This is a genomic window from Actinobacillus genomosp. 1 (genome assembly GCF_029774175.1).
GTDB lineage: Bacteria > Pseudomonadota > Gammaproteobacteria > Enterobacterales > Pasteurellaceae > Actinobacillus.
Genome location: NZ_CP103834.1, coordinates 1462539 through 1487822 on the forward strand (window position 1 = coordinate 1462539; position 25284 = coordinate 1487822).

The 25284-nt window shown below is 41.5% G+C and carries 27 protein-coding genes and 7 tRNA genes; 12 read left to right on the plus strand and 22 right to left on the minus strand.

Annotation, left to right across the window (positions count from 1 at the left end):
* Positions 1–72: 72 nt before the first annotated feature.
* Both NYR63_RS06665 and NYR63_RS06670 read right to left on the minus strand, forming a co-directional pair.
* On the minus strand, positions 73–894 hold the full coding sequence (locus tag NYR63_RS06665; RefSeq protein WP_279456833.1) for an SDR family NAD(P)-dependent oxidoreductase: 822 nt from the start codon (positions 892–894) through the stop codon (positions 73–75).
* Positions 895–920: 26 nt separating this feature from the next.
* The gene (locus NYR63_RS06670) at positions 921–1496 is read right to left on the minus strand and encodes a nitroreductase family protein (RefSeq protein ID WP_431831761.1); all 576 of its coding nucleotides are present in this window, start codon (positions 1494–1496) and stop codon (positions 921–923) included.
* Between the two features lie 101 nt (positions 1497–1597).
* Here NYR63_RS06670 and sppA point away from each other — a divergent pair, with 101 nt between their 5' ends.
* The 4 genes from sppA to NYR63_RS06690 all read left to right on the plus strand — a co-directional run bounded on the left by sppA (position 1598) and on the right by NYR63_RS06690 (position 6249).
* Positions 1598–3454, plus strand: coding sequence for a signal peptide peptidase SppA (sppA, locus tag NYR63_RS06675; protein WP_279456835.1), 1857 nt, complete (start codon positions 1598–1600; stop codon positions 3452–3454).
* A gap of 120 nt (positions 3455–3574) precedes the next feature.
* A complete protein-coding gene (locus NYR63_RS06680) occupies positions 3575–4336 on the plus strand; it encodes a ribonuclease T2 (protein ID WP_279456836.1) in 762 nt (253 codons plus the stop codon).
* A gap of 30 nt (positions 4337–4366) precedes the next feature.
* Positions 4367–4858, plus strand: a complete 492-nt coding sequence (locus NYR63_RS06685) for a SprT family zinc-dependent metalloprotease (RefSeq protein WP_431831773.1) — start codon at positions 4367–4369, stop codon at positions 4856–4858.
* A 104-nt stretch (positions 4859–4962) separates the two neighbouring features.
* The gene (locus NYR63_RS06690; protein WP_279456838.1) at positions 4963–6249 is read left to right on the plus strand and encodes an NAD(P)/FAD-dependent oxidoreductase; all 1287 of its coding nucleotides are present in this window, start codon (positions 4963–4965) and stop codon (positions 6247–6249) included.
* A gap of 191 nt (positions 6250–6440) precedes the next feature.
* On the opposite strand, the gene NYR63_RS06695 is transcribed toward NYR63_RS06690, so the two are convergent.
* From NYR63_RS06695 to NYR63_RS06725, 7 genes are all read right to left on the minus strand, one after another.
* Positions 6441–8780 (minus strand): Tex family protein, encoded by a 2340-nt coding sequence (locus NYR63_RS06695; protein ID WP_279456839.1) that lies wholly within the window; start codon positions 8778–8780, stop codon positions 6441–6443.
* A gap of 74 nt (positions 8781–8854) precedes the next feature.
* Positions 8855–9403, minus strand: coding sequence for a type IV pilus biogenesis/stability protein PilW (gene pilW, locus NYR63_RS06700; RefSeq protein ID WP_279456840.1), 549 nt, complete (start codon positions 9401–9403; stop codon positions 8855–8857).
* A gap of 53 nt (positions 9404–9456) precedes the next feature.
* The gene (locus tag NYR63_RS06705; protein ID WP_279456841.1) at positions 9457–10638 is read right to left on the minus strand and encodes a bifunctional tRNA (adenosine(37)-C2)-methyltransferase TrmG/ribosomal RNA large subunit methyltransferase RlmN; all 1182 of its coding nucleotides are present in this window, start codon (positions 10636–10638) and stop codon (positions 9457–9459) included.
* Positions 10639–10891: 253 nt separating this feature from the next.
* Positions 10892–10967 (minus strand) — tRNA-Val (locus NYR63_RS06710).
* A 50-nt stretch (positions 10968–11017) separates the two neighbouring features.
* A tRNA-Val gene (locus NYR63_RS06715) sits at positions 11018–11093 on the minus strand.
* 50 nt (positions 11094–11143) lie between these two features.
* Positions 11144–11219: transfer RNA gene (locus NYR63_RS06720), tRNA-Val, on the minus strand.
* A 47-nt stretch (positions 11220–11266) separates the two neighbouring features.
* Positions 11267–11342: transfer RNA gene (locus NYR63_RS06725), tRNA-Val, on the minus strand.
* 203 nt (positions 11343–11545) lie between these two features.
* On the opposite strand from NYR63_RS06725, the gene gltX reads away from it, so the two are divergent.
* The 4 genes from gltX (at position 11546) to NYR63_RS06745 (ending at position 13995) form a co-directional block, all read left to right on the plus strand.
* Positions 11546–12985, plus strand: coding sequence for a glutamate--tRNA ligase (gltX, locus tag NYR63_RS06730; RefSeq protein ID WP_279456842.1), 1440 nt, complete (start codon positions 11546–11548; stop codon positions 12983–12985).
* 48 nt (positions 12986–13033) lie between these two features.
* A tRNA-Ala gene (locus tag NYR63_RS06735) sits at positions 13034–13109 on the plus strand.
* Between the two features lie 377 nt (positions 13110–13486).
* Positions 13487–13738, plus strand: coding sequence for a YoeB-YefM toxin-antitoxin system antitoxin YefM (gene yefM / locus NYR63_RS06740; protein WP_279456843.1), 252 nt, complete (start codon positions 13487–13489; stop codon positions 13736–13738).
* Positions 13735–13995: a Txe/YoeB family addiction module toxin gene (locus tag NYR63_RS06745; protein ID WP_279456844.1), complete on the plus strand. Its 261-nt coding sequence runs from the start codon at positions 13735–13737 to the stop codon at positions 13993–13995. The genes yefM and NYR63_RS06745 overlap by 4 nt, the downstream gene beginning before the upstream one ends.
* A 157-nt stretch (positions 13996–14152) precedes the next feature.
* On the opposite strand, the gene NYR63_RS06750 is transcribed toward NYR63_RS06745, so the two are convergent.
* From NYR63_RS06750 to clpP, 4 genes are all read right to left on the minus strand, one after another.
* Entirely contained in the window at positions 14153–14320 is a 168-nt protein-coding gene (locus NYR63_RS06750) for a Trm112 family protein (protein ID WP_279456845.1), read from the minus strand.
* 1 nt (position 14321) lies between these two features.
* Positions 14322–15302 carry a tetraacyldisaccharide 4'-kinase gene (gene lpxK / locus NYR63_RS06755; protein WP_279456846.1) on the minus strand — a complete coding sequence of 327 codons (981 nt, stop codon included), beginning with the start codon at positions 15300–15302 and terminating at the stop codon, positions 14322–14324.
* A 93-nt stretch (positions 15303–15395) separates the two neighbouring features.
* Positions 15396–16655, minus strand: coding sequence for an ATP-dependent protease ATP-binding subunit ClpX (gene clpX, locus NYR63_RS06760; RefSeq protein ID WP_279456847.1), 1260 nt, complete (start codon positions 16653–16655; stop codon positions 15396–15398).
* Entirely contained in the window at positions 16655–17245 is a 591-nt protein-coding gene (gene clpP, locus NYR63_RS06765) for an ATP-dependent Clp endopeptidase proteolytic subunit ClpP (RefSeq protein WP_005598326.1), read from the minus strand. The genes clpX and clpP overlap by 1 nt, the downstream gene beginning before the upstream one ends.
* Before the next feature lie 121 nt (positions 17246–17366).
* On the opposite strand from clpP, the gene NYR63_RS06770 reads away from it, so the two are divergent.
* A complete protein-coding gene (locus NYR63_RS06770; RefSeq protein ID WP_279456848.1) occupies positions 17367–17759 on the plus strand; it encodes a SufE family protein in 393 nt (130 codons plus the stop codon).
* 60 nt (positions 17760–17819) lie between these two features.
* Here the strand turns inward: NYR63_RS06770 and NYR63_RS06775 are convergent.
* The 4 genes from NYR63_RS06775 to ettA all read right to left on the minus strand — a co-directional run bounded on the left by NYR63_RS06775 (position 17820) and on the right by ettA (position 20647).
* A tRNA-Asp gene (locus NYR63_RS06775) sits at positions 17820–17896 on the minus strand.
* A gap of 41 nt (positions 17897–17937) precedes the next feature.
* A tRNA-Asp gene (locus tag NYR63_RS06780) sits at positions 17938–18014 on the minus strand.
* 102 nt (positions 18015–18116) lie between these two features.
* Positions 18117–18890 (minus strand): DNA polymerase III subunit epsilon, encoded by a 774-nt coding sequence (dnaQ, locus tag NYR63_RS06785; RefSeq protein WP_279456849.1) that lies wholly within the window; start codon positions 18888–18890, stop codon positions 18117–18119.
* Between the two features lie 86 nt (positions 18891–18976).
* Positions 18977–20647 (minus strand): energy-dependent translational throttle protein EttA, encoded by a 1671-nt coding sequence (ettA, locus tag NYR63_RS06790; RefSeq protein ID WP_279456850.1) that lies wholly within the window; start codon positions 20645–20647, stop codon positions 18977–18979.
* Positions 20648–20811: 164 nt separating this feature from the next.
* On the opposite strand from ettA, the gene NYR63_RS06795 reads away from it, so the two are divergent.
* The 3 genes from NYR63_RS06795 (at position 20812) to NYR63_RS06805 (ending at position 21936) form a co-directional block, all read left to right on the plus strand.
* On the plus strand, positions 20812–21150 hold the full coding sequence (locus tag NYR63_RS06795) for a carboxymuconolactone decarboxylase family protein (protein ID WP_279456851.1): 339 nt from the start codon (positions 20812–20814) through the stop codon (positions 21148–21150).
* Complete coding sequence (locus tag NYR63_RS06800; protein ID WP_279456853.1) at positions 21143–21511, plus strand: rhodanese-like domain-containing protein; 369 nt, start codon at positions 21143–21145, stop codon at positions 21509–21511. Before NYR63_RS06795 ends, NYR63_RS06800 begins: the two co-directional genes overlap by 8 nt.
* Positions 21512–21606: 95 nt before the next feature.
* Positions 21607–21936: a hypothetical protein gene (locus NYR63_RS06805; RefSeq protein WP_279456854.1), complete on the plus strand. Its 330-nt coding sequence runs from the start codon at positions 21607–21609 to the stop codon at positions 21934–21936.
* A gap of 60 nt (positions 21937–21996) precedes the next feature.
* Here NYR63_RS06805 and murA read toward each other — a convergent pair whose 3' ends face one another.
* The 5 genes from murA to mlaD all read right to left on the minus strand — a co-directional run bounded on the left by murA (position 21997) and on the right by mlaD (position 25274).
* A complete protein-coding gene (murA, locus tag NYR63_RS06810) occupies positions 21997–23271 on the minus strand; it encodes a UDP-N-acetylglucosamine 1-carboxyvinyltransferase (RefSeq protein WP_279456855.1) in 1275 nt (424 codons plus the stop codon).
* A 130-nt stretch (positions 23272–23401) separates the two neighbouring features.
* Positions 23402–23662, minus strand: coding sequence for a BolA family protein (locus NYR63_RS06815; RefSeq protein ID WP_005601835.1), 261 nt, complete (start codon positions 23660–23662; stop codon positions 23402–23404).
* A gap of 20 nt (positions 23663–23682) precedes the next feature.
* Positions 23683–24030: an STAS domain-containing protein gene (locus NYR63_RS06820; protein WP_279456856.1), complete on the minus strand. Its 348-nt coding sequence runs from the start codon at positions 24028–24030 to the stop codon at positions 23683–23685.
* A 9-nt stretch (positions 24031–24039) separates the two neighbouring features.
* Positions 24040–24678, minus strand: coding sequence for a phospholipid-binding protein MlaC (gene mlaC, locus NYR63_RS06825; protein WP_279456857.1), 639 nt, complete (start codon positions 24676–24678; stop codon positions 24040–24042).
* A gap of 71 nt (positions 24679–24749) precedes the next feature.
* On the minus strand, positions 24750–25274 hold the full coding sequence (gene mlaD, locus NYR63_RS06830; protein ID WP_279456858.1) for an outer membrane lipid asymmetry maintenance protein MlaD: 525 nt from the start codon (positions 25272–25274) through the stop codon (positions 24750–24752).
* Positions 25275–25284: the final 10 nt, after the last annotated feature.

The window sequence follows — 25284 nt, forward strand, 5'->3', positions numbered from 1 at the left end:
GTACGGCTCTGCCGTGCTAGGCTTTTCAGTGTAATCCGTCTATTCCGTGGTTTTATTGGTTTTATTTCTTTTCTAGCCACCGGATTTACGGCACACAAAATCAAACCATGTAGTCGGTAAAATGCGCCTTAGCCACCAGAACAGTTTTGTTGGAAATGTAACTTGATAACGGGCTTTCGGTTTGTTATCGGTTAAAGCTCTTAAGCAGGCTTCCGCCACCGCAGATGCCGGTTTGGCAAACGGATTATCATTCTTTTTAGTTGCCAAACGCTGATATTGTTTTTGGTTAAATGCCGTTTTAGCGGTATTTTCCACATCAATATATTTGTTGAGTTTATCCAAAGAATTTGAGCGAAAATCGCTTAAAATCGGGCCCGGCTCAATCAAACTAACATAAATATTCGAGCCGTATAATTCGTGACGTAACGTATCCGCCATTCCCTCTACCGCAAATTTAGAGGCATTATAAGCACCTCGAAAGTGCATTGCGGCAAATCCTAAAATACTGCTGGTCAGTAAAATACGTCCGTGATTCTGAGCGCGGAAAATTTTAAGTGCATGATTCATCACTTCCCACACACCAAACACATTGATTTCAAATAACTCACGTAACGCTTCACGCGGCAAATCTTCCACACAACCCGGTTGCCCCTGCCCCGCATTGCAAAATACCGCATCTAATCCACCGCTTGCTTTTATATAGTCAAACGCCTGTGCAATTTGTGCCGAATCTTGCACGTCAAGCTGAATACATTCAAAGCCTTCCGCTTGCAAGCGGTCAATATCCGCCTGTTTTCTGCAACTGGCAATCACTCGCCAGCCGTTATCTTTCAATAATTTAGCGGTGGCATAACCGATACCGGAAGAACAGCCGGTGATTAGAATCGTTTTCATACTTTCCTCAATACGGTTCGCCACTATTAACGAATCACACTTACAAAACCTTCGGTAACTTCCGCTTCTCGAGCTAGAGAAATACCATCATCTTCTTTCGGTGATCCGACTAATAATAAGCCGATCACTTTATCACCGGCACGGCAACCGAACGTTTCACGTAATAATGAACCTTCCACCCATTTTTTGCTGATCCAAACCGTTTCAAACCCTTGTGCATTAGCGGCTAACTGCATCGCATAAGTTGCACAACCTGCACTAACAATCTGTTCCCATGCCGGTACTTTCGGTGATTTGTGATCAATTTTTGCCACAATGCCGATCACCATCGGCGCTTGGCCGGAAAGTTTATCCGCCTTGGCTGCATTTTTTTCATCCATATTAAATTCCACTGCGGCAGCAGCTAAACATTCTCGCAATTTCGGCATTCCGCTTTTTTCGATCACCACAAAATGATAAGGCTTCATTTTGCCGTGATCCGGCGCACGCAATGCCGCTTTAATCATATTTTCAACTTGCTCCGCAGAGGGTGCAATTTCACCAAATTTTTTATTTGAACGACGGTGTTGTAATAAATCTAAAATATCCATAGTCAGTAACATTTTCGTGTAAAAATTAGCATAAGAATAACATATTTTGTTAATTCCAAGTCTTTTTTATGGTAGTTTATTGCGCAAATTTCTTACGTTTAATTAGGATAATTATGTTAAAAATATTAAAAGGGATTTACCAAATTTTTCGTTGCGTTCGTGAATTTGTGATGAGTCTGTTTTTTATTATATTCGTATTGATTTGCTTTGCTTTTTTAGCCTTAATCAATGAAGAAAACAGCTCGACTAAACATACAAATTTTGTCGAAAAAGGCGCATTAACACTTAATTTAGACGGCTACTTAGCCGATAACCATGATGAATACGGTGATTTTCATCGCTTGGTGCAAGCCGAATTAGGCAATAGCGAGCCGATAAAAATTTCAACTTTTGACGTGGTAAGAGCCATTGGTAAAGCGGCTAAAGACGACCGAATTACCGGATTAGTGCTGGATTTAGCTTATTTCCAAGGCGGTGACAGCGCGTCACTACAGTTTATCGGTAATGAAATTAACGAATTTAAAAAATCGGGCAAACCCGTAATTGCTATCGGCGAGCAATACAGCCAATCGCAATATTATTTAGCCAGTTTCGCCGATAAAATTTATCTGAATAAAGCCGGTTTCGTCGATATTCATGCGCTCAGTTACAGCAATATTTATTTCAAAACCTTACTCGATAAAATTGAAGCCGAACCGCATATTTTCCGTGTCGGCACTTACAAATCTGCGGTAGAACCTTTTATTCGTGACGATATGTCGCCCGAAGCAAAACAAAATGCACAAACGTGGCTCACGTCAATTTGGCGCAATATCCGCCAAGACATCGCGCAAAATCGTCAGATTCCTACGGATCAAGTGCTATTGGACAGTCAAACTTATATTGAGAAATATAGACAGCTAAAAGGTGACGATGCGCAATATGCGTTAAGCCAAAAATTAGTAACCGATCTTGCCACCAATGCGCAAATTCAGACCGCTTTGATTGAGCAATTCGGTAAAGACAAAGAAGGTCATTACAACAGTATTGATTACTTCGATTATGCCATGGAACTTAATGATCGTTTTGACGTACAAACCGAACATAAAATTGCCGTTGTAAACGTCGAAGGGCAAATTATCTCGGGGGAAAGCGATGCAAGTTCCGCCGGTAGCGATACGATAGTCAAATTATTACGTAAAGCCCGTGAAGATGAGCATGTCAGAGGCGTAATTCTAAGAGTAAACAGCCCTGGTGGCAGTGCGCTTGCTTCGGAAATTATTCGCCAAGAAGTGGAAGAAATTCAAAAAGCCGGTAAACCTGTCGTGGCTTCGATGGGGGGAATGGCGGCATCGGGCGGTTATTGGATCTCTGCAACCAGCGATAAAATTATCGCCAGCCCGACTACCATTACCGGTTCTATCGGGATTTTCGGTTTAGCCGCCAGCTTTGAAAAAACCGCTAAAAATCTCGGTGTAACGGAAGACGGTATTTCACTTTCACCGTTTGCCTCTTCCAGCCCGTTAAAAACGTTGCCGAAAGAACAAGCGGAAGTAATCCAAATCAGTATCGAAAACGGCTATGATCGCTTCCTCGAATTAGTCAGTCGCGGTCGAAATATGTCGAAACAAGCGGTGGATACCATTGCACAAGGGCAAGTGTGGTCGGGAGAAGATGCGTTAAAACACGGCTTAGTCGATGAATTAGGAGATTTTACCCGTGCTTATAGTGTGGTGACCGAGTTGGTAAATCAAAAACGTAAGGCGAATAACGAAACGGAAATCGAACATTTTAGAAGCCAATGGATAATTGATAGCGATGATAGTCTGCTCGGCTCATTCCTAAAAGGTTCTAAGCTCAAATTACAATTAGGTACATTATTAGGACTTCCGATTGCAACTCAAGCGGAACAATCACTTGAATTATTACAAAAATTCAACGACCCTAAACATACTTATTTGTACTGCCTTACTTGCGGTACGATAAAATAGCCAATGACAAGCGGTTGAATTTGCAACTTTTTTCGCAAATCCAACCGCTTATTTTATCTTTCCTCACCTCTCTTTTTTGTTTATAGTAACGCCCTTTCTAGTAATCCTAAGCTATAAAATATGAACCAAAAGCAACTGATAAAATTAGCCGTATTACTAATTATTGCGGCGATCTCTTATTTTTTCGGCAATCAAACCAAAAAATCAGAACCGGTTAAACAATCGCAACAACAAAACGACTATGCAACCGAAACCGATACGCCGATTGCCAAAGCACCGCAGGCACAATCAGCCTCTGCGACTCAAGCGGCACTTTCGATGAATTATGATTCCAAAATGTATGAAGATAAAATCGGGCAAAATAAGCACGCACCGGTTGATTACTATATGTTGGCACTTTCTTGGTCGCCGGCTTTTTGTGAATCACAACGCAATAAAAACCAAGGTGATGTGCCGCAACGTTTAGCTTATCAGTGCACCGGCAGTCAAAACTTCGGCTGGGTTATTCACGGTTTATGGCCACAAAATGCTAAGGCTCATTCGGTTGATCAGCATCCTCGCTATTGCCAAGGCGATTTACCGGAAGTTTCCGCAAAAACTATTGAGCAATATCTACCGGAATCACCGGGGGCGGCCTTATTACAAGGCGAATGGGAAAAACACGGCAGCTGCGCTTTCGATAGTGCGGAAAGCTATTTTGCCAAACAAAAAGAGTTGTTTTACAGCCTAAAACTACCGGCAAAAAATCTACGCCGCAATGATTTATTCCAATGGATGCGTAAACATAATCCGCAGCTACGCGGCGTTTATTTAGGCGCAAGCAAGACCGAACTCTATGTTTGCTACGATAAAAAATGGCAACCGATGGACTGCCCGAAATAAATGACGGACTCAGTTTCAAATACTGCTCTTATGCGTCAGCTAAAAATGCAGGTTCAGCGTCAGCTAAAACGCAATTTGGAGCAAGCCAATACTCACTTCAATAAAACTTTTACACCGCCTACGGTCAGCTATGCCGTGCGCGGTGTAAAAGCCGGTGTCGCTTACCTGCAACGTAATGAAATTCGCTTTAATCCCGTTTTATTGGCGGAAAACGGGCAATCCTTTATTCAGCAAGTGGTACCGCACGAACTTGCTCACGCTTTGGTTTATCAACAGTTCGGGCGAGTTCAACCGCACGGCAAAGAATGGAAAATGATGATGGAGCAAGTTTTCGGCGTACCGGCGGAAACCTATCATTGTTTCGATACGCAAAATGTGGTCGGTAAACAATTCGCCTATCAATGCGGCTGCCAAACGCATCTACTTTCCGTACGCCGCCATAACGCTATCGTGCGAGACGGTCGCCGTTATCTCTGTAAACGCTGTAAACAAATTCTCACTTCCAAAGACAATTTAGCATAAGAGCCAAAATAACCTTAAAAGATACTGGACTTTATTGTACAAGTGCCTAAAATTAACCCAATTTTTTTGACTTTTATCAATTTATTATCTTTTGGAGTATTTCAATGACAATCGAAACAATCGTTGTAGTCGGCGGCGGTGCAGGCGGTTTAGAGCTTGCGACTTACCTCGGCGACAAATTAGGCCGTAAGAAAAAAGCGAAAGTGATTCTTATCGACCGTAATACGACCCACCTTTGGAAACCTTTGTTACACGAAGTGGCAACCGGTTCTTTAGATGAAGGCATCGATGCGCTTAGCTATCGTGCACATGCCAAAAATCATGCTTTCGAGTTTCAACAAGGGACTTTAACGTCGGTTAATCGTGATAAAAAAGAAATCACGCTTGCGCCGATTTATAACGAACAGAATCAGTTATTGGTTAAAGAACGTCATATCGCTTACGATAAATTAGTGATTGCGATCGGCAGTAAATCGAACGATTTCAATACCAAAGGCGTAGCGGAACACTGCATTTTCTTAGACGGCTCGGAACAAGCGAAACAATTCCAAAAACGTATGATGGAATTATTCTTACATTTCTCGCACAGCGAAGATCAAGATGTAAAAATTGCGATCGTCGGCGGTGGTGCAACCGGTATCGAACTTTCCGCCGAGCTTTATAATACGGTTAAACATTTAAACGAATACGGCTTCGGTAAATTACACCGAGCCAGTTTGAAAGTGACGTTAATCGAAGCGGGTCCTCGTTTAATTCCGGCATTAACCGAAAAAGTATCCGCTTCGGCTTTAGCGGAATTGCGCAAAGCCGGCGTGGACGTTCGTTTAAATACGATGATTACCGAAGCGGTGGAAGACGGCTTAATCACCAAAGACGGCGAAAAAATTGAAGCCAATCTGATGGTTTGGGCGGCAGGAATTAAAGCGCCCGAGTTTGTCAAGGAATTCGGTTTTGAAACTAATCGTCTCAACCAAATTGAAATCAAAGAGACCTTACAAACCACGGTAGATGATTCGGTATATGTTATCGGCGACTGCGCCTCATTAATCCAAGACGGCAAAGCGATTCCGCCGCGTGCGCAAGCCGCACACCAAATGGCGACCCAATGCGGTAAAAACATTGTTGCCTTACTTGAAGGTAAAGAGCAAAAACCGTTTAAATTCAATGATAAAGGCTCTCTGCTTTCGTTCTCTCATTTCGGCACGGTCGGTAACTTGATGGGTAACTTAATGAGCGGCGATATGTTTATCGAAGGTAAAATCGCACGCCTTGCATACCTCTCTCTATATCGTATGCACCAAGTCGCTTTACACGGCTGGGTAAAAACCGCTCTGATTTTATTCGTCGGTCAAATTAATCGCTTCCTCAGACCGTCAATGAAATTACACTAAGCAAAATAAGCGGTCATATTTCCGCAAGATTTTGCAAAAAATTAACCACGGAATACACAGATTACTCGGAAATTTTATTCAGTGTAATCAATGTGTTCCGTGGTTTTATTTAAGCTATATTTCACTCTCTCCCCTTGTGGGAGAGAGACAGCTTGTTGAAGCGTTTAGTGAAAACAAGCAGAGAGAGGGAATTACTTCTTCCAACCTTTCAACGCATCGGCAAAGGCATTGTTGGCGAACTGATTACGTTGCGATTTATTGCCAGAGAAGCGGTCGGATTTTTCGCTATTTTTGCGATTTTCTTGCGGATTTCGGCCGCTTGTCGGTTTGTCGGTCGGCTTGTCTTCTAAACGCATAGTAAGCGCAATACGTTTACGCTGTACGTCCACTTCTAAGACCTTCACTTTCACCAAATCACCGACTTTCACCACTTTATGCGGATCTTCCACAAAGCTGTTCGATAACATTGAAATATGTACCAAACCGTCTTGGTGTACGCCAATATCCACAAAAGCACCGAAATTCGCCACATTAGTTACCGTCCCCTCTAAGATCATTCCGACTTTCAGATCCTTAATATCTTCTACGCCGTCCATAAAGGTTGCCGTTTTAAATTCACCACGAGGATCGCGCCCAGGTTTTTCCAGCTCTTTGAAAATATCGTTTACAGTCGGTAAACCGAATTGTTCGTCCACAAAGTCTTTTGCATTCAGTTGGTGAATACGAGTTGCATTGCCCATTAATTCAGCAAGAGTCGAATCGGTTGCTTGGAGAATTTTTTCCACCACCGGATAAGCCTCCGGATGCACGCTCGAAGCGTCTAACGCATTTTTACCGCCGACAATTCGCATAAAACCGGCACACTGTTCAAAGGCTTTCGGCCCTAAACGAGGCACTTTTTTCAGGTCGGAGCGGGCATTAAAACGTCCGTTTTCATCACGAAACGCTACGATACTTTGCGCTAGTGTTTTGCTCATACCGGCAACACGAGCCAATAACGGTGCGGAAGCGGTATTCAGATCCACCCCAACCGCATTTACACAGTCTTCAACCACCGCATCCAGTTTGCGAGCCAGTTGCGACTGGTTTACATCGTGCTGATACTGACCAACACCAATCGCTTTCGGTTCGATTTTCACTAATTCCGCGAGCGGATCTTGTAAACGGCGAGCAATCGATACCGCCCCACGCAATGAAACATCAAGTTCTGGGAATTCATTTGCCGCTAATTCGGAAGCCGAATAAACCGAAGCCCCCGCCTCACTGACCACCACGGTTTGCGGAATCAACATCTCCGGTTTGCTTTCTTTGATCTGCTTTAAAACGTCCTTGGCAAAACGTTCCGTTTCACGAGAAGCCGTGCCGTTACCGATCGCAATCAGCTCAACATTATGCTGCTTAATTAATTTATACAGCGAAACTTCCGCCGCTGCTTTGCCTGTTGTGTGCGGATAAATGGTGTCGGTCGCCAATAATTTACCGGTATTATCCACCACAGCCACTTTCACACCGGTTCGTAAGCCCGGGTCTAAGCCCATGGTATTTTTTTCGCCTGCCGGTGCCGCCATTAATAACGCAGACAGATTGCGAGCAAATACGTCAATCGCTTCTTCTTCCGCTTTCTCGCGCAATGCGCCCATTAATTCGGTTTCCAAATGAAGTGCAGCTTTAATTTTCCACGTCCAAGCAATCACTTGCTCACGCCATTTGTCTGCCGGTTGTTGATTGAATATCACACCTAAATGCTGGCGAATAATTTCTTCGCAATGGCTTGTTCGAGCACCTTCTTCCGCTTCAGGATCCGCATTTAACGAAAGCGATAATACGCCTTCGTTTCTGCCTCGGAACATCGCTAACGCACGGTGTGAAGGTATGGTTTTAAACGGTTCGCTATGCGCAAAATAATCTCGGAATTTTTCGCCCTCTTCTTCCTTGCCTTCAATCACTTTTGATTCCAACGTTGCGTAAGCGGTTAAATATTGGCGTAATTTTGCAAGTAATTCAGCATCTTCTGAAAAACGCTCCATCAGAATATAACGCGCACCGTCTAACGCAGATTTAACATCCGCTACACCTTTTTCCGCATCCACAAAAGATTCAGCTAATACTTCCGGGGATTGGCTCGGATCATTCCATAAGCTATCTGCCAACGGCTCAAGCCCTGCTTCAATCGCAATTTGCCCACGAGTACGGCGTTTAGGTTTATAAGGTAAATAAAGATCTTCTAATTCAGTTTTACTTTCGGTCGTTTCAATTTTGGCACGTAATTCATTCGTCAATTTACCTTGATCTTCAATCGATTTAAGGATCGTTTGACGGCGATCGTCCAACTCACGTAAATAGATTAAACGTGTTTCAAAATGACGTAATTGAGTGTCGTCTAAACCGCCGGTGACTTCTTTACGATAACGTGCGATAAATGGAATGGTATTACCCTCATCGAGTAATTTGATTGCAGCAAGAATTTGATGTGAGCCAACAGAAAGTTCTGTGGCAATAATCTGGCTAATTTGTGTATTGAGCTCTGACATTGCGTTTTCCTAACAAATAAAATTCGCTTTATTTTAGCAGTAAAAAAGACAATGCCCAAAAATAAAAGTTCGAGCTAGCGCAGTGCCGCCGCTCTTGCTTTATCCAGCTTTTCTAATTGGTTTAACGCTTCATTTGCTTTAGCTAAGTTTGGCTCTTGCTTAGCACATAACACAATATTTTCTAGGCTATCGGCTTGATGATAGTAAGGCTGCTCACTTTTCACCGCTTGCTCAAACTGCTGATATGCCTGATCAAATTTGGCTTGTTTACACAGAAAAGTACCGTAATTATTTAATACGTCCGGACGATTATCACTTAATTTCAATGCTTTATGATAAGCCTGTTCCGCATGAGCTTGATCACCGATTTGCTGATAGTAATAAGCTAAAACAGAATGAGGTAAGTAATCGTTTTGATCGTGGCTTAACGCTTTATCAATATTCTCTTTCGCTTTGGGTAAATCATGTTGATCGAGATACGCTAAGGCTAAATTGATACGCGCTTTAACCGCTTCCGAACGATTAAAGGTAGTTTGGGAGGTTGGAAGCTGAGAAGAACAACCGAACAGCACAGATAACAGCATACAAGCGGTCAAATTTCGCAAAAATTTTGCAAGGTTCATATTGTTCTCCTCGAGATATACTCCCCTCGCTTAGTTTCTTAGGGAGAAATTGATTAATGGTTTTGTACCGCAATACCTTTGCCAAACTTACGTTTTTCCATAGTACGTTTAGTTCGGTCGATTACATCACCGGCGAGCTGACCGCAAGCGGCATCAATATCGTCACCACGAGTTTTACGTACAATTACCGTAAAACCGTATTCCATTAACGTTTTTTGGAAACGATCCACACGGCTATTTGAACTCTTACCGTAAGGTGCTTCCGGGAACGGGTTCCATGGAATGAGGTTGATCTTACACGGCGTATTTTTTAGTACTTCAGCTAACTGATGTGCGTGTTCCGTGCCGTCATTAACGTGATCTAATAACACATATTCAATCGTCACTTTACCGTGGTTCGCATTCGATACTTCAAGGTATTTATGCACTGAATCCATTAACATTTTAATATTATACTTTTTATTAATCGGCATAATTTCATCACGCAATTCATCGTTCGGCGCATGCAATGAAATCGCTAATGCCACGTCAATTTTTTCACGCATAATATCAAGCGCCGGCACAACACCTGCCGTTGAAAGCGTGACACGGCGTTTTGATAAACCGTAAGCGAAATCATCTAACATAATTTCCATTGCCGGAATCACGTTATTTAAGTTAAGTAACGGTTCTCCCATTCCCATCATTACCACGTTGGTAATCGGACGCACACCGGTTACACCGAAATTACCAATGATTTTCGAAGCTCGCCATACCTGACCGATAATTTCCGAAACGGTTAAGTTACGGTTAAAACCTTGTTGAGCAGTTGAACAGAATTTACAAGCTAACGCACAGCCTACTTGTGAAGAAACACATAACGTTGCACGATCATCTTCCGGAATATATACCGTTTCAATTTGCTGATCGCCTACCTGCATTGCCCATTTGATTGTACCGTCACTTGAACGTTGTTCAACAGATACTTCCGGTGCTTTGATTTCTGCAATTTGTTTTAATTTTTCACGCAATACTTTATTGATATTGCTCATATTATCGAAATTATCTTCACCGAAATGGTAAATCCATTTCATTAATTGGTCGGCACGAAACGGTTTTTCCCCCATTTCAGCAAATAACTCACGCATTTCCTTGCGAGTTAAATTCATTAAGTTAATTTTTTCTGATTTAGGGTGCTGTACCGCGACATTCGTTACTTGAATTTCGCTTGCACAAGTTTGGATTTGTTCTGACATAAGAGTAAAAGCCTCGTTGTTACACGCTTTACGGCAAAAGGATTAGTTTTGCAGGTTGATAAAATAAAAAAGACCGCAAATTTTACTCGTCAATCAATATTAAGGCTAGTGATTTTTAAACGAAATGGGAAGTTTTTAATCTGAAATTTCCGATCAAGATCGCAAAAAAGTGATGAAATGCAAAGATAGAAGGTAAAATAGCAAATTTTAAGTGTTATTGGATAATGGAACTAAGTAATAAGATAAGAAGTAGTGGTGGGCGATACCGGTCTCGAACCAGTGACCCCCTCCTTGTAAGGGAGGTGCTCTCCCAACTGAGCTAATCGCCCTCATGATATAGCATTTACTATAGCTTGAAGTTTATGATGAAAATCTAAAGTGGTGGGCGATACCGGTCTCGAACCAGTGACCCCCTCCTTGTAAGGGAGGTGCTCTCCCAACTGAGCTAATCGCCCACTTGAGATTTCATCAAAGGGAATTGAAAAGCGGAACACTTGTTGAAAAGTGGTGGGCGATACCGGTCTCGAACCAGTGACCCCCTCCTTGTAAGGGAGGTGCTCTCCCAACTGAGCTAATCGCCCGTTTTCAATTATTAGATTGTAATCAACACGAAACACTTATTGGAAAGTGGTGGGCGATACCGGTCTCGAACCAGTGACCCCCTCCTTGTAAGGGAGGTGCTCTCCCAACTGAGCTAATCGCCCGTGTTGTGGAGTGGCATTATAGAGATTTTTCATTTATCGTCAAACGCTTTTTTAACATTTCGGCGTGTTTGTTGAATTTTTCGTCCAAAACCTCCATTTTTTACGTTTTTTAACCTTCAACCACCGGATTAACCGTAGTAGAATAGAAAAATCTTTTGTTTAAAAAAGCCAATCACGGCAAATCATTTAATAGGCTGATAATAATGAATATCGAAACTCTTTTCCCTTTAGATCCGAATGTAAAAGTGCGTACCCGTTTTGCGCCTAGCCCTACCGGTTACTTACACGTGGGTGGTGCGCGTACCGCTTTATATTCTTGGTTATATGCAAAACATTTTAACGGTGAATTTGTACTACGTATCGAAGATACCGACTTAGAACGCTCAACACCGGAAGCAACCGCAGCCATTCTTGAAGGTATGGAATGGTTAAATCTTGGTTGGGAACACGGCCCGTACTATCAAACCAAACGTTTTGATCGTTATAACCAAGTTATCGATCAAATGATCGAGCAAGGCTTAGCTTACCGTTGCTACTGCTCAAAAGAACGTTTAGAAAACTTACGTCACGAACAAGAAGCAAATAAAGAAAAACCTCGTTATGACCGTCATTGTTTAGGTGATCACGAACATTCGGCGGATGAACCGCACGTTGTGCGTTTTAAAAACCCGCAAGAAGGTTCGGTAGTGTTTGACGATGCGGTACGTGGACGCATCGAAATCAGCAATAGCGAATTAGATGACTTAATTATTCGCCGTACAGACGGTTCGCCGACTTATAACTTCTGCGTGGTGGTAGATGACTGGGATATGGGTATTACGCACGTTGTTCGTGGCGAAGACCATATCAACAACACACCTCGTCAAATCAATATTTTAAAAGCATTGGGCGCACCGATTCCGACTTATGCACACGTTTCCATGATTAACGGTGATGACGGTCAAAAATTATCGAAACGCCACGGTGCGGTAAGTGTTATGCAATATCGTGACGACGGTTATTTGCCGGAAGCATTAATTAACTATTTAGTACGTTTAGGCTGGGGACACGGCGACCAAGAAATTTTCAGTCGTGAAGAAATGATCGAATTATTCGACATTCACTCGGTAAGTAAATCGGCAAGTGCTTTCAATACCGATAAATTACAATGGTTAAACCAACACTATATGCGTAGCCTACCGGCTGAACACGTGGCGAAATATTTAACGTGGCATATGAATGATCAAGCAATTGATACCTCAAACGGTCCTGCGTTAGAAGAAATTATTCCGGTATTAAGCGAACGTGCGAAAACCTTAAAAGAGTTAGCTGCTGCAAGCCGTTATTTCTATCAAGAATTTGACGGTTATGATGAAAAAGCTGCGGCGAAAAACTTCAAAGCGGAAGCAGTTGCACCACTTGCAAAATTATTGGAAAAATTAACCGCTTTAACCGATTGGAGTGTAGAAGCGATTCACGATGCGATGAATGCGACTGCAGCTGATTTAGAAATCGGTATGGGTAAAGTAGGGATGCCGTTCCGTTTAGCGGTAACCGGTTCCGGTCAATCGCCGTCAATGGATATCACTGCCAAATTAGTCGGACGTGAACGTACTTTAGCTCGTATCCAAAAAGCGATTGAGTTTATTCAAGCGCAAGCATAATTTCCTATTGACAGCTAACGTGGCGGCATTTATTATGTTGCCACTTTCGGGGATATAGCTCAGTTGGGAGAGCGCTTGAATGGCATTCAAGAGGTCGTCGGTTCGATCCCGATTATCTCCACCAATTCAAAATAAACTGATGTAAATAAACGTCTACACAAGCCTTATAGCACAACGCTTTAAGGCTTTTTTATTGTCTTTTATTGTCAATTCACGTCTTCTGAAATCATTGATCTTTAGTAACACTGTAAGCAACATCGGCAAAAATAGCAAAAATCAGTGTTACTAAAATGAGTGTTACATATTTGCAAGAATTACGAAGCCCCTTACTAATACCGAAGTAGATAAAGCTAAACCGCAAGCTAAAGAGTACAACCTCGACGGTAGCGACTATTTAATGATAGGAGCATAACTAACCGGCTCTATTTTGTCGTTTACCGTTGTCTTTTATTGTTTCTACATGTACAATATATTGTACATGTAAATCAAAAGGAGTAATAAATGCAAGCAATAACCTACACAGAAGCACGCCAAAATCTAGCCGGTACAATGTCAAAAGTAGCAGAAGATTTTGAGCCTATTTTAATTACGAGAAGCAAGGGCGGAAATTGCGTACTTATGTCATATGAGCAGTATTGTTCACTTGAAGAAACCGCCTATTTAATGCGTTCACCTACCAATGCAAAACGGCTATTGGATAGTGTGGCGGAATTAAGACAGGGACAAGGCATTGAAAGAGATTTAATCGAATGAAACTAACTTTCTCGTCTAATGCGTGGGAAGATTATTTATACTGGCAAAAAACCGATTCAATAATTTTGAAACGTATAAACAGCCTGATCAAAGATATTCAACGCCAACCATTCGAAGGCATAGGAAAACCGGAGCCGTTAAAATTCAATCTTTCGGGCTTTTGGTCAAGGCGAATCAATGAAGAACACCGCTTAATTTACAGCGTGGAAGATGAAGCAATTTTAATAGTAGCATGTAGATACCATTATGATCAGTAATTTAAACCGCCTTATTCAGAAATGGATAGGGCTTTTTATTACCAATAAACTATGACTATGATGGCCATAGTTCGCAATCGCAAGCGGTTAAATTTCAACGATTTTTTGCAAAAAGTCCGTAAAAATTGACCGCTTGTGCTTTAAATTTTCAAGACATTTAGTCTTCTAACTTCTCGCCCGCTTCCGGTAATAACACCGGTATGCCGTTTTGGATCGGATAAACTAATTTTGCCTCACGGCTAATCAAGCGATTATTGGCTTTATCCCATTCCAGTCCGGTATTGGTTACCGGACAAGCAAGATGATTAATCAGTTTTTCGTTCATATTATTTTCCTAATCGTTTTAAAATCGGTTCGAGTAAACAAGCGGTCGATTCCGGTGAAAATTTTGCAGAAACCGGTGCATACCACCAATTTTGCTGAGCAAAAGTTCGGCATTTTACCGCATCTTTTTCCGTCATCAGTAATGGAATTTGTTCGGCTGCAAGTGCTTTAAGTTGAGCTGGTTCAAATGCTTGGTGATCGGCAAAGCCTTGTGTTTTAAGTAATTTAACGCCTAAATTTTCAAGCATATTAAAAAATCGGGGAGGATGCCCGATTCCGGCAATCGCCACACATTCTTGCCCGATAAAATCAGTTATCGGCTTTTGCTCGCCCGTTTTCAGATTAACGGCAAATTCAGGTTCGAGCGTCATTAAATGTTCATTCTGCTGAGCAATACCACCGTTACAGATAATCGCTTGTACCGATTGCAAACGGCTTGGTAACTCACGCAAGCCGCCGGCGGGCAGAACAAAACCGTTACCAAAACGGCGCACGCCATCAACCACAACCCATTCGATATCTCGCTGTAAGGCGTAATGTTGCAAGCCGTCATCAGTGACAATTAAATCCAGCTCAAATCGACTCAATAATAATTCGATACTTTGCTGACGATTCGGCGAAATTGCTAGCGGCACACCGGTTCGTTGTACAATCAAAACGGGTTCATCACCGACCATTTCCGCTGAACTTTGTTTGGTAACTAATTGAGGAAAGTCTTTGCTTTTGCCGCCATAGCCACGCGAAATCACGCCGACTTTAATACCACGTTGTTGTAGCTGTTCTACTAACCAAACAACCACAGGCGTTTTTCCGTTCCCCCCCACCGAAATATTGCCGACCACTAACACCGGCACCGGAGAGCGGTAAGATTTTAAGATTTTTTTGCGAAACAAAAACAAGCGGACTTGGCTAATCAGCCAAAACAGCAATGAAAACGGCGCAAGCAGCCACGTGATAAGTGATGTAGATTGCCAAATATTCATATTATTTCTTTAACGATACATTGCCTGTATCATGATATATTCATACCCATAAAACAAATGGACAATGAAAAACATTGTCCATTTTAACTATGCCTATTCTACTTTCGGCTTATCGCCGTTTTCAACACAACCTTTACCAATCGTCACTTTCTGCACATTTTTCTCTGCTTTTAGTGTCGGTAGGTTATACATCGTATCCAATAGGAGATTTTCAACAATCGAACGTAAACCACGCGCACCGGTTTTGCGTGAAATGGATTTCTGCGCAATCGCAATTAACGCATCTTTGGTAAATTTCAGCTCAACACCTTCCATTTGGAATAATGCTTGATATTGCTTGATAATCGCATTTTTCGGCTCGGTTAAAATTTGAATTAACGCTTCTTCATCAAGTTCTTGTAGCGGAGTCACAACCGGTAATCGACCAATAAGCTCCGGAATTAAGCCGAATTTAACTAAATCTTCCGGTTCAACTTGTTTGAATAACTCGGTGAGATCTTCACGTTCTTTATCTTTTTTCAGTTCTGCGCCAAAGCCGATTCCGCCTTGTTTATTACTGCGAGCTTCTACGATCTTATCTAAACCGGCAAACGCACCGCCACAAATAAAGAGGATTTTAGAGGTATCAACCGGAATCGTTTCGCCTTTCGGGTGCTTACGGCTACCTTGCGGATTAATATTCGCCACCGTGCCTTCGATTAATTTTAATAACGCCTGTTGCACGCCTTCGCCAGATACGTCACGGGTAATCGACGGACTTTCCGACTTACGAGTAATTTTGTCAATCTCATCAATAAATACAATACCGCGTTCCGCTTGTTCCGCATCAAAATCACATTTCATCAGTAATTTTTGAATTACGTTTTCCACATCCTCACCGACATAACCAGCTTGCGTAAGCGTGGTTGCATCCGCTACCGCAAACGGTACGTTTAGGCGGCGCGCTAACGTTTCCGCCAATAAAGTTTTACCGCTACCGGTCGGGCCGATTAATAAAATATTACTTTTGCCTAACTCTACACCGTTGGTTTCTTTATGACCTGAAAGCGCATTACGTAAACGTTTATAGTGGTTATAAACCGCTACGGACAACACTTTTTTAGCATGTTCTTGACCGATAACATACTCATCTAAATGCGCATGAATCTCGTGTGGCGTCGGCACATTTTCAAAAAACTTTTCTTCATCTTGTTTTTCATCGATTAACGGTTCTTCTTCGCCGTTTAACAATGCGTAAGACTCTTCAATACAGTGATTACAGATATAACCTTCCGTACCTTCTACCAGTTGATCAACTTCGGTACGTCTTTTACCACAAAAACTACAATGCGGTTCTTTCTCGAAATTTGCCATTATTTCATATCTCTGTGCGTTAAAACTTTATCAATTAGACCGTATTCCATCGCTTCAACCGCCGACATAAAATTATCTCGCTCGGTATCCGCCGCCACTTTTTCAAACGGCTGTCCGCTATGCTCCGCCATTTTTCGAGTCAGCATTTCTTTTAATTTTAAAATTTCTTGCGCCTGAATTTGAATATCGGTCGCTTGCCCTCTCGCACCGCCTAGAGGTTGGTGGATCATCACACGAGCATTTGGTAAAGCGAAACGCTTACCCTTTGCGCCGCCGGATAACAAGAACGCCCCCATTGAGCAAGCTTGTCCGGTACAAAGTGTCGCCACATCCGGTTTAATAAAGTTCATGGTGTCGTAAATCGCCAAGCCGGCGGTAACTACGCCGCCCGGTGAGTTAATATATAAATAAATATCTTTTTCCGGATCTTCCGCTTCTAAGAAAAGCATTTGAGCGACGATTAAATTCGCCATATGATCTTCCACTTGCCCTGTTAAAAAAATAATACGTTCTTTCAACAAGCGCGAATAAATATCATACGATCTTTCGCCTTTGGAGGTTTGCTCAACCACTATCGGTACTAATGCCATTTTTGTATTCCTATATAAAATCAAAAAACGAGTAATTCTATCAAACTTTAAGAAAATCATTAACAACAAGCGGTCAGATTGTTAAAATCTTTTGCAAAATTTAGAGGTAATCAATAAAAATATGACTTTAACTGACATTTATCAAAAATTCGAACTTTGCAAATCTTGGGAAGAAAGATACCGCTTGCTGATTCAATTAAGCCGTCAGTTAGCTAAACCGACTGAAGAAGAGTTAGCGCAATTGCCTGAAATTCACGGCTGCGAAAGTCGTTTATGGTTTGAATTTCAAGCGACACCACGTAAAGTTCGTGCCTATAGCGATGCCCGTTTGATGCAAGGGATTTTATTTATTGTCACTATTGCGTTGTCGGAAAAATCCATCAGCGAATTACAAACATTCTCAATTCCGAAACTTTTTGAAACATTAAAAATTTCCCAAAATCTGACTAGTACTCGTCTTAACGGCTTGCAACAAATTCAAGCGGTTATTTCACGTTTATGTCAAAGCGAATAAATTATTGATTCTATAAAATGAAAAAAGCCTCTGATTTCTCAGAGGCTTTTTCTTGAAAAGTGGCGGAACGGACGGGACTCGAACCCGCGACCCCCTGCGTGACAGGCAGGTATTCTAACCAGCTGAACTACCGCTCCACACGGTATTATCGAATTAAATTCAATAATTAAAAATTAATTGGCGGAATGGACGGGACTCGAACCCGCGACCCCCTGCGTGACAGGCAGGTATTCTAACCAGCTGAACTACCACTCCGCAACTGGTAATCTGAATCATACGGATTTATACCGCAACCGTCAAACAATTTTTCACGAAACGAATTTATTTGCTTATTTTAAAATCAAATAAATCAAGCAATTAGTGAATTTGCTCCGATTCCGTTTCATTCGATCGCATCCAAATACAATTCCCCTTGGATTTTTTATCAATCAGTTTGAGATATTCTTCGTGCGCCACCTGTTCTTCTTCACTTAATTGCAACACAATTAAACCGCTTGTTTCAAATTTCGTTATTGTGCCTAAACCAAGATCCGCAATACTTTCGTGATTAACGGCTGCATCTTCTTCGCCTAATAATGCTAGCTGCCCACCGGTCATCATCAAGAATACGTCAGCCAGAATCTCCGCATCCAGTAACGCCCCGTGAAGCACACGTTTACTATTATCAATACCTAAACGATCACATAATGCATCCAAGTTATTGCGTTTACCCGGATACATTTTTCGAGCGACCGCAAGACTATCGGTTACACCACACATTTCAGCCGTCTTCGGCGGAGGGTTTTCCAAATAAGAAAACTCTTGATCCATAAACGCCACGTCGAAGGGCGCATTATGAATGATGAGTTCCGCACCTTTAATAAATTCAATAAATTCGTCCGCAACTTCGGCAAACACAGGCTTATCTTGCAAAAACTCATTGGTAATGCCGTGAACTTTAATCGCCTCTTCTTCCACTTCTCGCGGCGGTTTGATATAGACGTGAAAAGTACGCCCGGTTAAGCGACGATTAATTACTTCGACCGCACCGATTTCAATAATATTATGTCCAATTTGTGGTGGTCCGCTAAAACTCATACCGGTTGTTTCGGTATCCAGCACCACCTGTCTTACTATCGGTTGTTCACTCATTTTATTGCCTAATCAAAAGATGCAAGCGGTCGAATTTCAAGGAAAATTTGCAAAATTTCACCAAAACCCGACCGCTTATTCAAGTATTACTTCGCAATACGTTTATATTTGATACGGTGAGGTTGCGTTGCCGCATCACCTAAAGTTTTCTTCTTCCACTCTTCGTAATCAGAGAAGTTACCTTCGTAGAAGGTCACTTTACCTTCATCGCCGTAGTCTAAGATGTGAGTTGCGATACGGTCTAAGAACCAACGGTCGTGCGAAATAACCATTGCACAGCCCGGGAATTCTAAAATCGCATTTTCTAACGCACGTAAGGTTTCAACGTCCAAGTCATTGGTCGGTTCGTCTAATAACAATACGTTACCGCCACGTTGCAGAAGTTTCGCTAAGTGTAAACGACCGCGTTCACCACCGGATAACTCACCCACGCGTTTTTGCTGATCCACACCTTTAAAGTTAAAACGACCGACGTAAGCGCGGCTTGGAATTTCAAAGTTACCGATATTCAAAATATCTTGACCGTTTGAGACTTCTTCCCATACGGTTTTCTTATCGTCCATCGAGTCACGGAACTGATCTACAGAAGCAAGCACAACGGTTTCACCCATTACGATTGAACCTGAATCCGGTTGTTCTTGGCCAGAAAGCATACGGAATAAAGTCGATTTACCTGCACCGTTGGCACCGATAATCCCAACAATTGCCCCTTTTGGAATCGAGAAGGATAAATTATCAATTAAAGTACGGTCACCGTAAGATTTGCTTAAGTTACTTACTTCAATAACTTTATTACCTAAACGTGGACCAGGCGGAATAAAGAGTTCGTTGGTTTCGTTACGTTTTTGATATTCACCCGAATTGAGCTCATCAAAACGAGCCATACGCGCTTTACTTTTCGCTTGGCGACCTTTCGGGTTTTGACGTACCCATTCCAACTCTTTTGCAATCGATTTTTGGCGTGCAGATTCCGCTGCCGCTTCTTGTTCTAAACGTTTTTCTTTTTGCTCTAACCAAGAAGAATAGTTACCTTCCCAAGGAATACCTTCACCACGGTCAAGCTCTAAGATCCAGCCGGCTACGTTATCTAAGAAGTAACGGTCGTGGGTAATTGCAACGACTGTACCTTCATAGTCATGTAAGAAGCGTTCTAACCACGCTACCGATTCCGCATCCAAGTGGTTGGTCGGTTCGTCTAACAATAACATATCCGGTTTTTCGAGTAATAAACGGCAAAGCGCCACACGACGGCGTTCACCACCCGATAAATGTTCGATTTTCGCATCCCATTCCGGTAAACGTAACGCATCCGCTGCACGTTCTAATTGGTTATCAAGATTGTGACCGTCATGCGCTTGAATAATCGCTTCTAAATTCGCTTGCTCTGCGGCTAACTTATCGAAATCCGCATCTGGATCGGCATATAACGCATAAACTTCATCTAAACGCGTTAACGCATTTTTTACTTCCGAAACCGCTTCTTCAATTGCTTCACGCACAGTTTGTTGCGGATCTAATTTTGGCTCTTGCGGTAAATAACCGATTTTAATACCCGGTTGTGGACGAGCTTCACCTTCAAACTCTTTATCCACGCCCGCCATAATACGTAATAGCGTTGATTTACCCGCACCGTTTAAACCAAGCACACCAATTTTTGCACCCGGGAAAAAGCTTAAAGAAATATCTTTAAGAATATGACGCTTCGGCGGTACGACTTTGCCGACACGATGCATTGTATAAACAAATTGTTGGGACATTTTTATTCCTCATTTCTCTTATGAAAAGTGGTTATTATTCTACTTGAATTTCTATCGGAAATATAGGTTTACAAAATTTCTTAAAAATTTTACCGCTTACTGTAATATTCTTTAAAATCTATCGTCCAAAACACCGTATCCACATTCAATAAGAGGAAAATTTTATGTTTCAGGACTGGAAAGCCCATACGGCACACGTTAAAAAATCATTTGGCGCATTAAGCCAAAAACATCCGAAAATGTTAGAAGCTTATCAAGCTCTAGGACTGGCGGCGGAAGCGGAAGCTCTTGATCACAAAACTCGTGAATTAATCGCACTTGCCGTAGCGGTTACTACTCGTTGTGATAGTTGCATCAGTGTACATGCGGAAGAAGCGGCGAAAGCCGGTGCTACGGAAAGCGAGATTGCAGGCGCATTAGCAACCGCTATCGCACTAAATGCAGGTGCCGCTTACACCTATTCTTTAAGAGCTTTAGAAGCTGTGGCGGCTCAAGATGAATAAATTGATTTATCTGTTAGGTGCTTTAGCAATAGCTACTCCAATTATGACGAATGCGGCAGAAATGAAACACACGGAACAGACAATGCCAAATGCAGCGGTCAAAGCGAAAGGAATCTGGGTTGATGTTCGTACTGCGGAAGAATTTCAACAAGGGCATTTAGACGGTTCGATTAATATTCCGTTCGAACAAATTGCGGATCATATTAGTAAAGTAAGTCCGAATAAAGATGAACCGGTACATCTATACTGCCGTTCCGGACGTAGAGCGGAAACCGCATTACAAACGTTAAAACAACTCGGTTACAGCAATGTAACTAACCACGGAGGCTATCAAGAACTGATTGAAAAAGGTTATAAATAGAAACAACGATTTTTACACAACGACTATTACAAATGCTTAAATAGCACAAACTTAAAGAGATTTCTTTAATTATTATTTTCTAAAAGGAGAACTTCATGAAAAAAATCACATTACTTTCTTTATTATTCGCATCAATCTCAATGCCCGCATTAGCGAATGCCGCTGATATGAAACATGATGATATGATGAAAGCGGATTCGATGAAACACGACGGCATGATGAAAGACGGCTCTATGAAGCATGATGACATGATGAAAGGTGATTCGATGAAACATGACGACATGATGAAAGGTGACTCGATGAAACATGACGGCATGATGAAAGATGATAAAATGATGCACGATAAGTCGATGTCTAATACTAAAAAATCATCAATGAAAGATAGTAAAAAAATGCATAAACAGAAAAAAGATTCCGGTATGTAATTTTGGCTATAAAAATGACCGCTTGATGCGGTCATTTTTTATTGAATTTAAACAGAAAAACTACTCTTCAAATTTGGTTGAAAATCTCTCGATTTTTGCACCAATTCCACGTAATTTATCTTCAATATGTTCGTAACCGCGATCAATATGGTAAATACGATCCACAATAGTTTCGCCCGAAGCGATACAACCGGCTAATACTAAACTGATTGACGCGCGTAAGTCTGTCGCCATTACTTCTGCAGATTTTAATCGTTCTACGCCGTGACAAATAGCGGTATTACCCTCGATTTCACCTTTTGCACCCATACGGTTAAGTTCCGGAATATGCATAAAACGGTTTTCAAAAATTGTTTCGGTAATACGACTTGTACCTTCCGCTACAACATTTAACAAAGTAAATTGCGCTTGCATATCTGTTGGGAAACCCGGATGCGGCATCGTACGAATATTTACCGCTTTCGGACGCTGACCTTTAGAATCTAAAGTAATTGTGTCTTCCGTAACCGTCACTTCCATACCCGCCTCACGTAATTTTTCAATTACCGCTTCTAATGTATCCGCTTTAGTTCCACGACAAGTAATCTTACCGCCGGATACCGCTGCTGCGACTAAGAAAGTTCCTGTTTCGATACGGTCTGCAACGATACGATGCTGGCAACCGGTTAAACGTTCCACACCTTCGATAGTGATCGTATCGGTACCCGCACCTGAGATTTTTGCTCCCATTGCATTTAAGAATAATGCGGTATCTACGATTTCAGGTTCACGAGCTGCATTTTCAATAGTTGTCGTACCTTCAGCTAACGTACCAGCCATCATGACTGATAATGTTGCACCGACGCTCACTTTATCCATATAGATTCGAGCACCATGTAAACGACCGTTTGAAGTCGCTTTTACATAACCTTCATCCAATTCGATAAGCGCACCCATTTTTTCTAAACCGGAAATATGCATATCTACCGGACGAGCTCCAATCGTACAACCACCCGGTAATGAAACTTGACCTTCATGAAAACGAGCGACAAGCGGTGCTAATGCCCAAATTGAAGCTCGCATCGTTTTCACTAATTCATAAGGTGCGACGTAATGATCAATTTTACTTGCATCAATTTGTACCGCCCCGGTTTCATCTCGTTCTACGACAACGCCTAATTTACGTAAGATTTTAAATGTCGTATCCACATCTTTAAGATCAGGAACATTAGTTAAAGTTACAGGTTCTGTTGCCAAAATGGCAGCAAAAAGAATCGGGAGTGCCGCATTTTTAGCACCTGAAATATCAACGGTTCCGCTTAATGTAAAAGGGCCGTGAACACGAAATTTTTCCATTATAAAATCCTTCGAAAATGAATAATTGATGATAGATAATTAATAGAACAAAATACAAGCGGTCATTTTTGCAAAATCTTTTACAAAAGCGACCGCTTGATTATTGATTATCTTTCACTTATTGAAATCTTTAGCCTGCAATATTGAGTAAGCGATCTTTTTTCCACTGCTCTGTTGAAAATACTTTAATGGTCAAAGCATGAATCGCATTTGTTGCAAAATATTCGCCTAACGGTGCATAAACGGCTTGTTGCTGTTTTACTTTTGACAATTGCGCAAGCTCATCGCTCACCACAATTACACCATAATGTGAATTCTCACCTTGTGCATGAATTTCACTCGCATGAGGCAAAGCGTTTTTTAAAATTTCTTCAAGTTGTTTTGGTTCCATCTAGGTCTATATCCTCAATATCAGCAACATTTTTTACTGTCGCAAACGATAAAAGTATTTAACCAATCCGTTAAATCAAAAAGATCCGCTAGCGTTTTCACTACTTCGGGAACATGAATTAAACAATTTGGCGTTTGTTTTTGATAATAATTAAGTAATTCAGCAAGTAATGTAAAACCGGCGGAATCAACACGCTCGAGATCTTTTAAATCCCAGTAAATATGCTGATTACCTTTCGGCGATAAAAAAGAAGCACGCTGCTTCCAAAGCGGAAGCAACGTGTCTCGAGTTAATTCACCGGATAATTTTACAAATAAGCTTTCATTATTCTGCTGAACGCCCCATTGTAATATTTTTTGTGGTTTCATAAAACTATATTATTTACTTAATGTAATCGGTTGTTTAGCTGATTTTGCCACTTGAGCGGTAAGCGCATCAATACCTTTTTGACGCAATACGCCACTCCATTCGTTTTGTTTCGTTGCAACCATACTTACACCTTCGGCAGCCATATCGTAAGCCTGCCATTCGCCGGATTTACTATTTTTACGCCATTTGAAATCTAATTTCACCGGTTGCGCACCGTTTGATTGGATTAAGTTTACACGAATACTAACGATTGTTTTACCGTCTGTCGGTTTTTCATTCTCAACTTGAACTTGTTGATCGGTATATTGCGTTAATACTTGTGCATAAGATTGTTCAACGAATTGACCGAAAGCGGCAAAGAACGCTTCGCGTTGTTCATCCGTTGCTGACGATAAATTTTTACCTAATACTAATTGCCCAGCATATTTTACATGTACGTGAGGCATTAAATCATTACGTACAATCGTACGTAGATATTCCGGATTTGCTTTAATTTTACCTTGATTCGCTTTAATATCACCGAATAATTTATCCGCTGCTTGTTGTGTTAAAACATACGGGCTTGTTTCAGCAAATGCTTGAGCTGAGAATAACGTTGCTACTGCGATAAAACCGGTTACGATTACTTTTTTGATATTTTTTAACATTTAAAATCTCCAAATGTAAGGTGGTCTTCCCACCCGAAATAAAATATTACTTATTGAATCACATTAAGTAATTATTGTGCTTTAGGTTCTTCTTTACCTTCCGCATTTTCTCCGTCAGCTTTATCCGATTTCTTATCTCCGTATAAGAACTGACCGATTAAATCTTCCAATACCATTGCCGAATTGGTATCGACAAAGCTACTGCCTTCTTTCATATATTCCGTTTCACCTTCCAACATAAAGCCGACGTTTAACGCAATATATTGTTCTCCCAGTAAACCTGAAGTTTTAATTGAAAGTGAACTGGTATCGGGAATTTTATTAAAATCTTCATTCACCGCTAACGATACTTTAGGCGTATAAGTTTGAGCATCTAAACTAATATCCGAAACTCGTCCTACAACAACCCCGCCGACCTTAATCGGCGCACGAACTTTTAGTCCGCCGATATTATCAAAAGTTGCATAGAGCGTATAAGTTTTTTCTGAAGTAAATCCTTGTACGTTCGCTACTCGTAAACCTAAAAATACTAATGCGGCTAAGCCGAATAATACAAATAAACCTACCCAAAATTCATATTTAATTGATTGACGCATTGTCCTTTCC